Below are 15,464 nucleotides of genomic sequence, written 5' to 3'. Positions count from 1 at the left end.
CCGACACTTGCCGTTTGAACCTTCTCACGGGTCGTGGCATCTTCGTCATGCGGGCAAAGAACCCAAGTACGAGGCCTGCTCATGCAAAACCTGGATCCAGATGCGCAGGACAGCGCACCGCTGGTTGTTGTCTGCACGGCAGCAACGGAGCTTTCGCTCTTTCTGAGACATAGTCTCGAATGCGAAGACATCGCCGCGATCTTTGCCGCATCGGCCAAAGAAGGCTTTGACCAGATCATCAGCCAGGAACCGGTGATAGCCCTGATCGACTGCCAGCTTCCAGAAGCGCCATGGCTCCTTCGAGCGCTTTCACATGTCATGCCAGAGGAAAGCCTGACCATTCTGGCTCTTGACGCTCATGACGGGGCGGACGACCCGTTGGGGTACGAAAACATGGGTAAAGTTCACAGCTTTCCCCGCCCGCTCGATCCTGCCAGTCTCATCGAGACAATCCGGCGCCTTGCGGGGCAGATCCGCGTCAACGATCGCAACCGCCTGTTCTTTGCCGATATCGAGCTCGACATCGCCGCTCGGAAAGTCTGGCGGCGGCGCCGAGAAATCCGACTAACGGGCATTGAATTCGAACTGCTGTCAGCTCTCATGCGTGAACCCGGCCGGGTGTTTTCGCGCGAGCGCCTGATTGCTCGAGCCTGGCCGCGTGGCGTCTTTGTCGAAGCCCGTACGGTCAATATCCATATCGGCCATCTCAGACGTCGACTGAACGCCCATGGTGGGCCGGACCTCATCCGCACCGTGCGCGGCTACGGCTATGCGCTTGATCGAACAGATCTCGACCTTGAGAGGAGCACCCCATGACAGGCCCCCCTATGGCAGGCAGAGGCAACGACCACGGATCTCACCTTGTCCTTTCAGGCGGCAGTCTGATTACCGGCGATGGCAAGACGCATCTTGAAAGAGCATCGATCCGCATAAAGGACGGCGTGATCATCGAAATCTCAGAGGGGCCGATCGAAGCGAGCGATAGCGAGACCGTCGTTTCGACCAAGGGGCATCTGATGCTGCCAGGCTTCATCAATGGTCATGCCCATGCCACGATCGCAGGCCCGTCAATGCCGAGCGGTTCTGCCCCGCTTTCACTCGATGACGTCAGATATCAACGGAATCGGCATCTGCTGTCGGGAACGACATCACTCATCAATGTCTGTGGGCTCGCCCTGTCGGAAGAACGAGACGGAGCGCTCGAGCCCCATGCGCTCGACATCCACATGACGAGTGCCCATACACCGCATAGCCTTGCGGCAGCCGACCAGATCGATGGCCAAGGGCTCACACCGCGTCATCGATCAGCCAGGCTCGAAGATCTCGTTTCACGGGGGTGCCGGGTGCTTGGCGAAGCCGGTGGGGGACAGACGCTCGGCGGCGGTGCCCAGGACTATCGGTTTATCCCCGATGCCATCGAAGAAAAGACAGGTGTCAGGATCTCAGCACATCTGGCACGCCAGCTGAAGGAAGCGGTGCTCGGCCGAAACCTCGACGGAAAGATTAGGATCAGCGAGGCAGCACTCCAGGACCTGCTCGATGAGAACGCGATCGATCTCACCGCCCACACGCTTGCCGAACTGCTGCGCACAAAAGTGCTTGCCCCCGTTCATTGCGCGCGGCTTGGCCTTGAAGAAATTGCCGAGGCATCAGCGCGGCTGAAGCTACCTGCCATTTTCCATCATGCCTTGCCAACCGCCACGACGCTCATAGCGCTCGCCAAGCAGTATCCGGGGTCAAGAATGGTGGCAGCCCATGCCAATCATCCGTCATTCCGGCCTGAAGAGGCATGCGCTTATGCGCGCGCGCTCAAAGCGCTGGGTGTTACAATTGACGTTTCGACCCTCGACATGATCGAAACAAGGTTTCGAAACCACCCGGACAATCTCGATGCGCTTGTCGATGCGGGTCTCATCGATACCCTGTCCACGGATTATGCCGGCGGCGACTGGGATAGCATCGCATCTGCTCTTCACCGGATAACGCGAAAGAACGGTTGGAGCCTGCCACGTGCTGTTGCACTTGCAACTGGCAACGTCGCGCATGTCTTTCCCGAGCTGTTCGCCGACAGAGGACTGCTCCAAGCTGGCAGAAAAGCAGATATCGTCATCGCAGAGCCGCATAACATCTCGAAGATCCGCCATGTCTACAAAGACGGCCGGCTGGTCGTGTCAGACGGGATGCTATTTCCCAGTGCTGTCCATGGATTGCAGAGGAAAAACAGCTCGAAGAGGCGGATCGTGTCAGGCATGACCTGCTGAGCGCTTGAGGACGTCTAACGCTTGGCACCACGGACCTCCTGGCAATAGAACCAGGCGGATAGGACGGCACTCGTTGCTTCACCCCGGGCGTCAGAAAGCGTCTCATCAACCCACTGCTCGCCAACGCTCACGCATTCCTTGCGGCTCTCGAAAGCCGAGACATGCTCGAGCTCCGTCCCGCCGGCAAGAATCTGCACAATCACCAGAATAAAACCAGGCCCCATGAATACCTCCGGAATATCGCTCTATGGAGATACAGGTTTCGCACCTGCAATAAAGGGGGAGGCCCCAAGTTTCGTCATCCGGGGACAAAACACCTCAGGCAGCAGGCCACATGATGCCGGGCGAGAAGGGCGAGTTGGTTCGCCACAGGGTGACGTCAGGCCATCTCTGGCGATCACTCGTTGAGAACGTGCCAGGGCAGGCGAGAGGAGAGGAGAGGGCAGGGGAAGCCCCAGGGACGAGACGTTCCTCACCCATCAAGCCCATGAGACCGAGCGGGACAAACACGCGCGAAACCGATATCGAGACCCCTTCTTCGATAGCGGCGGCCGCCGAAAACTTCCCGACCGGGTCGATCCTTGCTCTTTTGCGTCAATGCTTCCCGATTGGTAAGGATCGCATTGTCTCTCAGCAAATCCCCCTCTACGGTCAGCCAAGTCAGGAACTGGTCCATGTTCAGATCCGCAGGCGATCTCGGTGCTGCCATCAGGCAAAGGCGGAAGTTCCTGGGCTGGACACAGGCTGAGCTGGCCAGACGGCCTGGTACGGATGAGCGTTTTATCGTCGAGCTTGTGCCCGGCAAGCCGAGCTGCCAGCTTGGCAAAGTCTTTGATCGCCGCACGCACTGTCGGCATTGAGGTCGGCGATCTCAGGACGGCCCCGGCCGCGCTGCCCATATGCGACGATGATCTCGATTTCCTGCCGACCTTTGGGGACGGTCGATGACGAAAATCTGCTATGAAAACTCTGGCGCCACCTGCTGACCAGGACGCTTAAATCTCCAGGGCCGGACCAAGACGGATGTTTGACCTTACGATTGATCTCTACAACGATCCCGAGACGGCACGCCAACACCTGGAAAAGCTCCGTTGGCCAAAAGGTCCGATCTGTCCGCATTGCGGCAATGGCGACAAGTTCCGGATCATGAAGTTTGCCGGCAAATCAACCCGGCCCGGCCTCTACAAGTGCAAGGAATGCCGCAAGCCTTTTTCGGTCACCGTCGGTACGGCGCTCGAAGGTTCCAACATCCCATTGCACAAATGGGTGCTCGCTGCCCATCTCATGGGCGCCTACCGGTACCGCATGAATGCCAATCAGCTTCACCGCATGCTTGACGTTAGCTACAAATCCGCCTGCCACATGACAGAGCGTATCGACAATGTCCTGAAATAGTCCGCTCGCCTGGAGAGTACCCGGTCAAGACGAAGTTATATGCGCTCAATTCTCGAGCATCTTACCATCGTCGCTCAAGCCTTGAGGCACAGACACGGACACGGGCACGGGCTGTTTGCCGGGCTTCGGGTCGGGCAGGGTCTTGAGCAGGCGCCGAAGCACCTCATCGCCTTTTTCCTCATCGGTCTTTTGCGCACGATCGGCCATGTCCATCCTCAAAAGCACAGCGGCTTGCACCGATTGTCGAGCATGCTGCGATTACAACATTAAGACGACCTGCCTTTGCTGACAATCATATCCGGGATCTCGTTGTTTCCGTCTCCAAGCCCTGGTCACGACCGCTGGAACCCTGTTTCCAGCACGCCTAGCAAGGGCCCCGGATCGCCCCCACCAAGACAGCCGACTGCACCAACAACATGCTCATAAACATCTGTGATGCCGCGATTGCTCATCACACGCTGGAGCTTCAAGGCCAGATCCGCGCGCTCCATGGGCTGGCTGGGATCGCCGCGAGGCGTCACCAATGCGCTGGAAACAATCCTGCCTGATTTCAGGGTGAGCTGAAGTCTGGCCAAGGTCTCGCGCGGGAACCGTGCCTCCGCCGCCTCGTCGACGGAAAGGGTGACCCTCTCTGCAAAAAGCACAAGATCCTTGCGAAAAAGAAGCCTCTCCGAGACGGGCAGGAGCGCCTCGTCGCCTTCGATTGCCAGAACCCCCAGGCAGAAAGGAAGGCTGTATTGCAGACCGACAAGTGTTTGCGGGGCACAACTGTTGGCCAGCCGCAGCGCCTGCGAGAAAGTATGCACGTCAATCCGGGCGATGTCATCGGCGACCAAGTCATGGCCGTGCATCAGTTGGCTCAGCGCATCAAGGGCTGGATGAATATAGCGACAACAGGCATAGGGCTTGAAATAGGTGTCAAGGATCTCGAACCGATCACCGAGTTCAGCTGTAAGGCGGACTTGGTCATAAAACCCGTCATGATCAAGGAGATCGATTGGACCAGTAAAGCCGCGCTGCGCCAGGAAAAGCGCCTCAAGCCCGGTCCTTGCGCTGAACGCAATCCCCTCCTTGACCAGATTGCCGGTCGCCCTGGAATAACCGGAACTGCCATTGGCCCGCTGGTTCGGTGCCAGAACGCCGGCAATCGCGAGCCCCTCAGACAGCACCTTTTGCGAGACACCAAGAAGACGCCCGGCAGCCGCACAGGATGCAAAGGCCGCCCATCGCCCGGTCTGACGCGTCGCAATGGCGTCCAGCCTTTGCGAGGCCGCAATCCGGACACCGACATCATAGCCGGCGATGATCGCCGACAAGATCGCCGATCCCGTGACCTCTGGCAGACTTGCACCGAGTGTCAACACGGTTGGAATGACGCTGGCACCGGGATGGCCGCGGGCTGCCCGATTGCCGTCGTCCAAGTCGAGGCAGGAGGCGCAAAGACCGTTATGCAGCAAGGCAAGCGACAGGGAGGATCGGCGATCCTCAAACCAGACAGGCGCATCTCCCTTGCCATGCATGTCAGTGATACCGAGTGCTGCATGCGGTGCTGCGGTCCCCGCTCCAGCAATTGCGGCCGTCAGAAGATCAAGCACGCAGCAAAGCGCAATCTCTTTCAGCTCGGGGCCGCCTGCCTCGACATCGGTTTGAAGCGCATGTCGTGCAAGGCGTTCTGTCATGGGTGGCATGACGTCCTCCCTCTCAGGTCAGCGCGGAATGCGCAAATACCCAGTTCTTAAATCTCGCGATTTGCCCGATACTTTTGGAAGAGTGCCGCCACCACATAGAGATCAAGCACTGGCAGACCGACACAGGTGACAGAGAGCGGCGCACCTGGCTGAACACGCCAGTCTTTGGTCTTCGATAGCTCCAGAATGCCAAGATGGGGCCCGAGTGCTTCAAGCGAGCCGCCCACCCTTGAGAACTGCAAGGCAAGGCTCTGCGAGTTTCGCCTGGAGACGGTTGCCAGATCATCGCAGCCAACCTGACCCTGCCTAAGGATCCGGCGCAAGGTCTCGGCTGGCACTTCGTCGCCCCCCAGATGCAGAAGACAGGCGTCGTGCCTGAGCTCGTGATCACCGAAAACCGGACGGTCGGAATTTGTGGCTGTGATGACGAAATCAGCTTCCGCCAGAAAACCGTTGTCTTCGACAGCGACGACATCGAAGGGCAGTGTCATGGAGAGCGAGGCTTGCAGCGCCTTTGCGCTTTCAAGCCTCCTTGCCTTGAGATAGACGCGGCCAATTTGACGGGCTGTGCAATCCGCCAGCGAAGCGAGGATTGCCTTTGCAACTGGCCCCGCACCGAACAGAAACACCGTAATCTGATCTTTTTCGATCGGACAAAGACGAAGCACCTGAGCGGCATAAGCACCGGTACGTGCTGCCGAAAGCGCGGTCGCATCGATGATTGCGAGCGGCTGCATGGAGAATTTCTCCATGAGAATATAGGTCGATCTGGAGCGTCGAAGGCCGAAATGCCGGTTGAAGGCATTGGCACCGATGACCTTGACCCCGGCAAATTCGGGATTTGCACCATAGAGGCAGGAGAGCTTCCAGCCGAGCCTCTCACCGGCAAACTCTTTTGGTCGGCTTTGATAACCTGCCTCGCGCCAGAACGCCTCCTCGGGAAGCGACAGCACGGACTTATGCCCCAGTGCCCGACCGTTGCGGATATCGTGCCAGGCCTGCTCCAGCACGTCATGCACTTCCCTCACCGATAGCGCAGAGCCACTGGCGGCGATCTCCTTTTCGTCCAGCACAATCGGCTCGGCCCGATGCGGTGTGAACCGCAACACCGAAGCCAGTTTTGTATCGGTCTGATTACCTTCCATGTGACCTGATCCTCCCTTAACCTCGCTGACGCGACAAAAGAGGATGATAGCCGAGGGGGAAGGTTACAGAGGCGAAGTCTTGGCAAAGACTTGGACAAAGCGGGGAACCAGGACACGGGGGAGACAGGTCCGACCAAGCTTGAGCATCGTCTGATATCGCTCAAAAATTCAATCCACCAACCCGATCGAGGGTCAGACGAGCGACTTAGCCCTGATCCTTGCCGCCTTTCGATAGGCCCGGGGCGTGAGACCCGTCTCAAAACGGAAGGTGCGATTGAAGTTCGATAGATTGTTGAAGCCCGCCTCGAAGCAGATATCAGTAATCGACGTCTGGGTCTCGCTCAGCAGGATTCGTGCGCGCCAGACACGAACGGAACGGCTGTAGTCGGAGAAATTCATGCCGGTCAGGCGGCGAAAGGCGCGCGAGAGAGCGGAGGGCTCGAAACCGACCTCTTGCCCCACCTCATGCATTTGCGCGGAGGCCAACAGAGGCTCGTGAGTTGTTGGCCTTCTTTTTTATCCTCACAGCCATTCCTGAGGTGACAGGATGTCGGGCGACTGTTGTTCCGGCAAGTCGCTACGGTTGAGGCTTGTGATCATCACTCTATCTGGACGCTGCGGCCAGGAAGGCGCGCCAGCCGCCGAGTGGTGTAATGTCCTCGGCCCCCCGGAGGCCGGCCGGTTCACAGAGGAAGCCCTTGACGGCAGATCCGTCATCAAGCCTTACGGTCCCGATCGAGAGCGGCGAAGGAACACCTGTCATGAAGGAACCGAACTGGTCGAGGGGGAGCGCCCAGACCTCAAGCGCAATCGCCTGTCCACCCTCGTTCACCCGGACGAGCCCCGGCCGCTGAGGCGGTCCGCCAGCAAGTGCGTGCAAGCGGTATTCGGGTGCGGTTTGGCGCTGCGCAAGAAAGCGGCCACCAAGACGGGTGATCTCGCCGTTGAGCGGCAGGCCGCGCATATGGGCGCCGACCAGTGCGATTGCGATCTCGGCTGGGCCGGCGGCCGGGGGAAGGGCATCGATCGGCTCTAGCTCCCAGCCTGTGGCACCAAGTGGAGGGGAGGCTTCAACCTGCAGGCTGGCCGCTATGCCAGCGATGCGGCCATCCAGCCCGGCAGCACCTAGCAGGGTCACGCTTCCAGGTCTTCCGTCGGTGCGCGTCGCGACCGGCACGGCGATCCCACATAGATCCAGCAGGTTGACAAAGTTTGTGTATGTGCCGAGCTTCGAATTCGGCCTGACAGGATCCTGTGTCAGATCCGTGACGCTGAAGAAGCACGGAATGGTGGGGACACAAAGGAGGTCCGCCGCGGCGATCAATGGGGCTGCCTTGCGCTTGAGATCGGCAAGTCGGTAGATGTCACGGAAGGCATCTGACGCGGTTAAGGTTTCAGCCCGTCCGATGATCCCGCGGGTCACCGGAAAAAGCGCATCGGGCATGGTGCGGATCACTTGTTCTATGGCCGCATAACGCTCCGCCACCCATGCACCCTCGTAGAGCAATTCGGCGATGCGATAGAGCGGAGTGAAATCGAGAGGCACGATGCGGTGTCCCATACCCTCCAAAACAGCAATCACCGCCTCGAAGGATCCTTGCTGGACGACATCGCCAAAGAAGCGGCGCGAGGCTATATCGGGAACGCCGATGCTGAAGCCCGCCCCCGGGACTTCCAGGAAGGGGGCTGCAAGATCGCGGGAATAGGCGTCGGCCTCGTCATAGCCGGCGGTTGCCATATAGACCGCGAAAGCATCCGGGACAGTCAAGGTGAAGATCGAGATGGTGTCGAGCGTGCGGCAGGCCGGCACCATGCCGGTGGCAGACAGTGTGCCGAGCGTCGGCTTCAGCCCGACAATATTGTTGAGCGCGGCTGGCACGCGGCCGGAGCCGGCTGTATCCGTTCCAAGAGCAAAGGGCACAATGCCACGCGCCACAGCCACGGCCGAGCCGCTGCTGGAACCGCCCGGCACGATGGAGGGATCAATGGCGTTCTTTGGGATCGGATAGGGGGAGCGCACGCCAACAAGGCCGGTGGCGAACTGGTCGAGATTGGTCTTGCCAATCGGAAGCGCACCGGCGGCTTTCAGTTTCGCCACCACGAAAGCATCAGCCGTTGCGGCATATTCGAAGGCCGGGCAGGCGCAGGTGGTCGGCATGCCCGCGACATCGATATTGTCCTTAACCGCGAAGGGTATACCGTAAAGCGGCCGCGCTGGATCGTAGGGGCCAAGGGCTGCGGCGGCTGCAAGCATTACTTCCTTCGGTGCCAGATGGATGAAGATACCAGGATCGTCAGCCTCTTCGACGCGCCGATAGACCTCCTCGATCACAGTCACTGGGCTGAGGCCGGCGGCATAGGCGCTATGCAGATGCTTCAGGGTGAAGGGCATTGTCATTATGTTCATGACGGCACTTTCAGATGTCACAGGATTTCAACCGGCTTCGTCCACTGGATGAGGACGACACAGCCTTCTGCCGAGGAGACGGAATGCACCGTGCCTTCCGGGTTGGCGACAAGCGAGCCTGGCCCATAGTGGCCGTTCTCGTCGCTTTGCGAGCCCTCCAATACCAGAATGGTCTCCAGCCCCGTATGCCGGTGCTGCGGCACGCTGGCGCCCGGTGCATAGCGCAAGAGCGCCAGTTCCGGTTCGCCCTGGATGAGACGGCAAATCTCCACACCATCGCGAAAATGTTCGAAGGGGGCTTCCTTCCAGCGGCTCGCCAGGAACTGTTCCATGTGCAGGGTCTCACGCATCGAGGGCCTCGACAATCTGGTCCACTGTCGCCGCCCAGCCGACGATCGCGCCTTGTGCGGTCATCATGTCGATGGCGGCCTTCTTGAATTCGGGGAAATAGCTTTCGGTGGCGTCGGTCGCGAGAAGGCACTCATAGCCGCGGTCGTTCGCCTCGCGCATGGTGGTCTGTACGCAGACCTCCGTGGTCACGCCGGCAAAGACGAGCTGGGAAATGCCCTTCTCCTGCAGAATTTCGCCAAGATGGGTCGCGTAGAACGCGCCCTTGCCGGGTTTGTCGATGACCGGTTCGCCAGGCAGAGGGGCAAGGGCAGCGACGATATCGGCGCCGTCTTCGCCTGCAATCAGGATGCGTCCCATCGGACCGGGATCACCGATGCGCAGTGATGGTTTTCCACGCGCCCGCTTGGCAGGCGGGCAGTCCGAAAGGTCTGATGCATGGCATTCGCGCGTGTGGATCACCGGCAGGCCGGCACGGCGAAAACCCTCAATCAGCCGCGCTGTGGCAGGGATGATCGCCTGCAGAAGCGTGACGTCATTGCCGAGCGTGGCGCCGAAGCCGCCCGGTTCGATGAAGTCGCGCTGCATGTCGATGACGACGAGTGCGGTCTGTTCCGGGGTGATCGTTATGTCGAAGGGGCGTGCCTTGATAACTGCCATCAGTGATGTCCTGCCATATGTCTTCCAATCTCCCCGATATCGGCTCCGTCAGCTTGCGTCTCAAAGACGATTGCGCCTTCCGACATGACAAGGATGCGGTCGGAGAGTTCGAGGATCTCATCAAGATCCTCGCTGATCAGCAAGACGGCAGCACCTCCGTTGCGCGCCGCCATGATGCGCGCGCGGATTTCCGCCACGGCCGAGAAATCGAGACCGAAGCAGGGATTGGCGATCAACAGCAGGTCAACGGTTCCACTCAGCTCGCGGGCCAGCACGGCACGCTGAACATTGCCGCCGGAAAGGGATGCGATTGGCGTGTCCAGCGACGCAGTCTTGACCTTGTAATCGCCAATCAGCCGGGCTGCCAGCGCGGCCATACGGCGCCGATCCAGCCAGAATTTGCGCTTTTCTGCCACGAAATCGAAATCGCGAAAGAAGATGTTTTCGGCTACGCTCATCTTTGGAGCGCAGGCATTGCGCAAGGGCTCTTCCGGCAGCGTGCGCACATTCAACGCCCGCATCTCGCCACGGGTGGCGCGAAACGGCGTGCCACAGACCTCCACACTTCCCGCAGACAGCGGCCGCTGCCCCGACAGGATCTCCATCAGTTCCATCTGCCCGTTTCCGGAAATGCCGGCAATGCCAACGATTTCTCCGGCCCGCACCGCAAGGTCATCGATGGCGATGGTCTTGAGCCCCGACCGATCCGGCGCCTTGACGCTGGAGACGGTCAGCACCGGTGCGCCGTTCATTGGGGTGCGGGCCGCAGGCCGCATCAATTCCTTCTCGCCTATCATCATCGCCGCCATCTCTGCGGTCGTCAGGTCAGCCACCTTGCCACCCCCGACATACTCGCCGCGGCGCAATACCGAAACTGCGTCAGCAAAGGCCGTCACCTCGCGGAACTTGTGTGAAATCATCAGGCAGGTGAGTTCGCCAGCCGTGGTCAGGCCGCGCACCATGCCGAGCAACTCGTCGGCCTCCGAGGGCGTCAACACCGAGGTCGGCTCGTCCAGAATGAGAAATCGGCGTCCGAGATAAAGCTGCTTCAAGAGTTCCAGCTTCTGCTTCTCGCCCGCCGCAAGCCGTCCGACGGGCACGTCCAGCGGCACGGTGAAGGGCATTCTTTCCATGAATGCTGAAAGGTCAGTGCGCTCCTTGCCCCAGTCGATGTGGGCCGGCACATCCGCCCGGCTGATCACCAGGTTCTCTGCCGCCGTCAGTGAGGGCACAAGCGTGAAATGCTGGTAGACCATGCCGAGGCCCAGATCGTGGGCGTCGCGCGGGTCTCGGACCTGCACCTCGTGGTCAGCGACCATCATCTGGCCGGACGTCGGACGATAAAAGCCCATCATGCATTTGACGAGGGTCGATTTGCCCGCACCGTTTTCGCCGAGCAGGACATGGAAGGAGCCCGCTTTGACCTTCAGCGAGACGTCGTTCAGCGCGGTGAACGTTCCAAACCGCATCGTCATGCCGACCGTTTCCACCGCGATCGCGCGTGTCAGTGCCTTGGGCTGCTGAGCGTTGGTGCTCATGGCAGGGCCTCGACAAACTTACCACTGTCGGAAACTGCGCCGAAGACGCCGCCCTGCATCTTCACCATCTTGATCGCAGCCGCATGGTTGCCGGGATCTGTCGCCGCACAACAGTCTTCGAGAAGCAGGCACTCGAAACCGCGATCATTCGCCTCGCGCATGGTGGTGTGCACGCAGACATCGGTGGTGATGCCCGAAAGCACGATGTTCTCTATACCTCGGGTACGCAGGAGAAGTTCGAGGTCGGTGGCGCAGAATGAGCCTTTGCCCGGTTTGTCGATGATAGGCTCACCATCCAGGGGTTTCAGTTCGTCGATGATCTCCCAGCCCGGCTCGCCGCGTACAAGAATGCGTCCGCAGGGACCCGCATCGCCAATGCCAGCGCCGATTTGTTGTGAACGCCAGCGCTTGTTCGGCGGCAGGTCGGAAAGGTCCGGCCGGTGACCCTCGCGGGTGTGTATGACGTGGTAGCCCTTGTCACGCATAGCCTGAAGCACGGCCTTGATCGGCTCGATCGGTGCGCGGGTGAGCCCAATATCATAGCCCATTTTGTCGACATAGCCGCCTGGTCCGCAGAAATCCGTCTGCATGTCGATGATGATCAGAGCCGTGTTGTCCGGTCTCAGATCTCCATTGTAGGGCCAGAGATAAGGATCGGCCTGAATGGTGGTCATCTCGGTCTCCATTCGCTTGTCGCTTGCCGCAGCTGCGGCACTGTTTACTTGACGATGCTGAGCTCGCCGGGTGCTGATGGCATGGCGCGGCCGCGCGAGCTGGTCGCAACCAGAAGCCCCAGGGTGAGCACGTAAGGGGCCGCATAAAAGAGATAGTAGCCGCTGGTGATGCCGACGGATTGCAACGCCGGACCGAGCGCGCCGGCGCCGCCAAACAGCAGTGAGGCATAGAGGCAGTTGACCGGATTCCAGCGGGCAAAGATCACCAGTGCCACCGCCATCAGCCCCTGGCCGGAGGAGATGCCTTCGTTCCAGCTGCCGGGATAATAGAGCGAGAGATAGGCGCCACCCACACCGGCAAGCGCACCGCCGGCCGCTGTACTCCAGAGCCGCACCCGGTTGACGTCGATGCCAAGTGCGCGCGCTGCATCTGCGCTGTCGCCGGTCACGCGGATCGTCAGCCCAACGCGGGTATTCTTCAGCATCCAGGCCGTGGCGAATGCGAGCACGATGCCCGCGAGGAACAGCACATTGACATTCAGTGCCGCTTGCACCTGCGGCAGGCTTGACCAGAAGCCGAGCGGGATGGCCGGCAGGTCCGGTGCGACGGGCTGCACGTAGGGCTTGCCGAACAAGAAGGCGAGGCCCGTGCCGAAGATCATCAGCGCGATGCCGATGGCGATGTCGTTGACGCGCGGCAGGCGGCAAAGCCAGCCATGCAGAAGGCCGAAGAGCAGGCCGGAGAAGGCGGCGGCCAAGGTGCCGAGCCAGGGCGATCCCGTGTGATAGGCGACCGCATATCCACTCATGGCGCCGAAGACCAGAGTGCCCTCGAGTCCAAGATTGATACGCCCCGATCGTTCCGTCAGGCACTCGCCGATGGAGACGAATATGAACGGCGTGGAGACACGGATCGCGCCGCCAAGGATTGCAAGAGGCACGCCCCACAGGCCGATATCGTCAGTCATGTCTGCCTCCTTTCGAGGAAAGTGAGGAAGCGGACGCGACCCTGCAGCGTGTCAGTCAAGAGGATGGCGATGAAGACCATGCCCTCAAGGACCAGTACAGTCGCATCCGGCAAATCCATCCGTCTCTGTATGAGACCACTCGACGCCTCGATGCCGGCAAACAGAATGGCGGCCGGGATGATGGCGAGCCCGTTGTGGCGGGCGAGAAAGGCAATGAGGATGCCCGTATAGCCGTAGCCCGCCGCAAGCGAGGCATTGGCCGAGCCGTGGATCGCTGCGACCTCGATCATGCCGGCCAGCCCTGCGAAGGCGCCGCCAAGCGCCGTGAAGCCGATGGCGAGAGTGCCCGCCGGAAGCCCCTGGATTTCTGCCGCACGGACGTTGCCTCCAACGATGCGTGCCGCAAATCCGATGGTGGTCCGCTCAATCAGTATCCAGGCGAGGATACAGGCGAGAATGCCAAGGGCAAGCCCCCAGTGGACGCCGATGCCTGGCATCTCGCCGATCTGCCAGGTTTCGGGCAGCGGTGCAGTGGAAGGCTTGTTGAGGCTTGCTGGATCACGAAAGGGGCCCTCGATCAGGTGGTTCATCAGGGCAATTGCGATATAGGCCATCAGCAGGCTTGAGATCGTCTCATTCACACCGCGCAGGTGGCGAAGTGCACCGACCGTGCCAATCCAGAAGCCGCCGACCGCCATGCCGGCAACCGCCATGAGGGTGATGCCGATAACAGCCGGAAGGCCCGGCATCAGCATGGCGACGGCGCCTGCCGCGACGCCCCCAAGCACGATCGCGCCCTCGCCACCGATGATGACGAGCCCGAGGCGGGCCGGCAGTGCAACGCAGAGCGCTGCCAGAAGCAGCGGTGCTGCGCGCGTCAGGGTGTTCGTCCAGGAGAAGGCGGTGCCGAAGCCCGCCTTCAAGACAAGCCCATAGAATTCGACCGGTGACTTGCCTAGCAGAAGAAGGAAGATTGCGAAGGCCAGCATTCCCGCAAGCAGGGCTGCCATGGGCAGAAGGACCGCTTCGATACGGCGGGCACCGGCCTCGTTCAGGAAGCCGGTCCGTCGGTCAAGTGGCGCCATCTGATCGACCTGCAGGCTCATGAACTGGCCTCCTGTTCGCGCTGTTCTGTCATGAGGTGGAGCCGACGACGCCTTCCACGAGGTAGTTCATGCTCTCAAGCGCAACATCGGTCTCAACCAGAGCCTGCCCGGCGGTTGCCACCACATTGCCCTTGTTGTCCTTGAGGGGCCCGGTGATCGCCGCGAAGCCGCCCTTCATGATCTCACCCTGGACTGCCTCGAAGCGGGTGCGCGCCTCCTCACTGACGGCCGGTCCGAGCGGGCTCATCTTGATGAAGCCGTCTGCCAGTCCTCCGCGGACAAAGTTGTCGATCGTGCCGCCCGCAAGCGTGGTCTTGACCATGTCGGTGTAGACCTTGGCCCAGTTCCACTCCGCTCCGGTCAGATACTTGTCCGGCGCGAGCGCGCTCTGGTTGGCATGATAGCCACACAGATACATCCCGCGACCAGCCGCGGTCTCCATCGCCACTTTCGGGCCGTCCACATGGCAGGTGATGACGTCGATGCCCTGATCGGCCAGCGCATTGGTGGCCTCCGCCTCCTTGACCGCCAGCGACCATTCGCCGGTGAAAATGACCTGGCAGGTGATCGAGGGATCTACGGCACGCGCGCCGAGCAGGAAGGAATTGATGTTCAACAGCACCTGCGGAATGGGCTTCGCTGCCACGAAACCTATCTTTTTCGACTTCGTGGCATAGCCGGCCGCAATGCCGTTCAGATACTGGCCCATGCCGATATAGCCGAAATAAGAGCCGACATTTGCCGGATTGTCCGGCGTCCAGAGGCCGCCGCAATGCTGGAAGCGCACCTCCGGATTCTTCGGTGCCAGAGCCAGGATGTGGGGATCGAAATAGCCGAAGGAGGTCGGGAAAAGGAGTGTTGCACCATCAAAGCTGATCATGCTCTCCATGGTCTTTTGCACGTCGACCGTTTCGGGAACCTGCTCCTCTTCGACTACCGTGACGCCCTCCATAGCCTTGACCGCAGCGGCGCCCTCAGCATGCGACTGGTTGTAGCCGAAATCATCCTTCGGTCCGACATAGATGAAGCCGACCGTGAGGCCCGCCGCATGTGCCATTCCAGCCGGCAGCAGACCCGAAAGGGCAGCTGCGCCGGCGAGACCGGCTGAGTTCATCAGAAACTGGCGACGATTGGGCATCAGGATCTTCGACATGTGGACGTTCCCCGTTTTTGCTTGTTTTGCCGGCGTGGCCCGGTCTCGAGGGCTCCGCGTCTGGCTTTCGACGGCAGTAATCCAGATGGACGCGCTTCTGTCTTGTGCTATGTTTTGGCCG

Annotated in this window: 15 protein-coding genes and 2 pseudogenes; 4 read left to right on the top strand and 13 right to left on the bottom strand. The window is 60.5% G+C overall.

The window, feature by feature from the left end:
* Positions 1-81: 81 nt before the first annotated feature.
* Both BSY240_RS23415 and BSY240_RS23410 read left to right on the top strand, forming a co-directional pair.
* Entirely contained in the window at positions 82-816 is a 735-nt protein-coding gene (locus BSY240_RS23415; RefSeq protein WP_069044330.1) for a winged helix-turn-helix transcriptional regulator, read from the top strand.
* A complete protein-coding gene (locus BSY240_RS23410) occupies positions 813-2,261 on the top strand; it encodes an amidohydrolase family protein (RefSeq protein ID WP_236759404.1) in 1,449 nt (482 codons plus the stop codon). Before BSY240_RS23415 ends, BSY240_RS23410 begins: the two co-directional genes overlap by 4 nt.
* Positions 2,262-2,275: 14 nt before the next feature.
* Here the strand turns inward: BSY240_RS23410 and BSY240_RS23405 are convergent, their stop codons facing one another.
* Positions 2,276-2,485: a hypothetical protein gene (locus tag BSY240_RS23405; protein WP_069044328.1), complete on the bottom strand. Its 210-nt coding sequence runs from the start codon at positions 2,483-2,485 to the stop codon at positions 2,276-2,278.
* Positions 2,486-2,935: 450 nt separating this feature from the next.
* Here BSY240_RS23405 and BSY240_RS24460 point away from each other — a divergent pair.
* A pseudogene (locus tag BSY240_RS24460) lies at positions 2,936-3,209 on the top strand (transcriptional regulator).
* Positions 3,210-3,284: 75 nt separating this feature from the next.
* Positions 3,285-3,656, top strand: a complete 372-nt coding sequence (locus tag BSY240_RS23395) for a transposase (protein ID WP_069044327.1) — start codon at positions 3,285-3,287, stop codon at positions 3,654-3,656.
* Between the two features lie 45 nt (positions 3,657-3,701).
* Here the strand turns inward: BSY240_RS23395 and BSY240_RS24255 are convergent, their stop codons facing one another.
* From BSY240_RS24255 to BSY240_RS23340, 12 genes and pseudogenes are all read right to left on the bottom strand, one after another.
* Positions 3,702-3,863, bottom strand: coding sequence for a hypothetical protein (locus BSY240_RS24255; RefSeq protein WP_171901635.1), 162 nt, complete (start codon positions 3,861-3,863; stop codon positions 3,702-3,704).
* Positions 3,864-3,988: 125 nt separating this feature from the next.
* Entirely contained in the window at positions 3,989-5,344 is a 1,356-nt protein-coding gene (locus tag BSY240_RS23390; protein ID WP_069044326.1) for an MmgE/PrpD family protein, read from the bottom strand.
* Between the two features lie 47 nt (positions 5,345-5,391).
* Entirely contained in the window at positions 5,392-6,489 is a 1,098-nt protein-coding gene (locus tag BSY240_RS23385; RefSeq protein ID WP_083229795.1) for a hypothetical protein, read from the bottom strand.
* Positions 6,490-6,681: 192 nt separating this feature from the next.
* Positions 6,682-6,966 (bottom strand): annotated as a pseudogene (locus BSY240_RS23380) (helix-turn-helix domain-containing protein); the annotation flags it as partial.
* Between the two features lie 127 nt (positions 6,967-7,093).
* A complete protein-coding gene (gene atzF / locus BSY240_RS23375) occupies positions 7,094-8,896 on the bottom strand; it encodes an allophanate hydrolase (protein ID WP_069044324.1) in 1,803 nt (600 codons plus the stop codon).
* A gap of 17 nt (positions 8,897-8,913) precedes the next feature.
* Positions 8,914-9,246, bottom strand: coding sequence for a cupin domain-containing protein (locus tag BSY240_RS23370; protein WP_083229794.1), 333 nt, complete (start codon positions 9,244-9,246; stop codon positions 8,914-8,916).
* A complete protein-coding gene (locus BSY240_RS23365) occupies positions 9,239-9,904 on the bottom strand; it encodes a cysteine hydrolase family protein (protein ID WP_069044323.1) in 666 nt (221 codons plus the stop codon). Before BSY240_RS23365 ends, BSY240_RS23370 begins: the two co-directional genes overlap by 8 nt.
* Positions 9,904-11,442 carry an ABC transporter ATP-binding protein gene (locus BSY240_RS23360; RefSeq protein ID WP_069044322.1) on the bottom strand — a complete coding sequence of 513 codons (1,539 nt, stop codon included), beginning with the start codon at positions 11,440-11,442 and terminating at the stop codon, positions 9,904-9,906. Before BSY240_RS23360 ends, BSY240_RS23365 begins: the two co-directional genes overlap by 1 nt.
* Complete coding sequence (biuH, locus tag BSY240_RS23355; protein WP_069044321.1) at positions 11,439-12,116, bottom strand: biuret amidohydrolase; 678 nt, start codon at positions 12,114-12,116, stop codon at positions 11,439-11,441. The genes BSY240_RS23360 and biuH overlap by 4 nt, the downstream gene beginning before the upstream one ends.
* A gap of 44 nt (positions 12,117-12,160) precedes the next feature.
* Positions 12,161-13,084: an ABC transporter permease gene (locus tag BSY240_RS23350; protein WP_069044320.1), complete on the bottom strand. Its 924-nt coding sequence runs from the start codon at positions 13,082-13,084 to the stop codon at positions 12,161-12,163.
* Entirely contained in the window at positions 13,081-14,190 is a 1,110-nt protein-coding gene (locus BSY240_RS23345; RefSeq protein WP_069044319.1) for an ABC transporter permease, read from the bottom strand. Before BSY240_RS23345 ends, BSY240_RS23350 begins: the two co-directional genes overlap by 4 nt.
* A 28-nt stretch (positions 14,191-14,218) precedes the next feature.
* Positions 14,219-15,343, bottom strand: coding sequence for a BMP family ABC transporter substrate-binding protein (locus BSY240_RS23340; RefSeq protein WP_069044318.1), 1,125 nt, complete (start codon positions 15,341-15,343; stop codon positions 14,219-14,221).
* Positions 15,344-15,464: the final 121 nt, after the last annotated feature.

Source organism: Agrobacterium sp. RAC06, from assembly GCF_001713475.1.
In the GTDB taxonomy this organism is placed as follows: domain Bacteria; phylum Pseudomonadota; class Alphaproteobacteria; order Rhizobiales; family Rhizobiaceae; genus Allorhizobium.
Note: the sequence above shows the minus strand (reverse complement) of the source record. Positions and strands in the feature narration are given on the sequence as shown.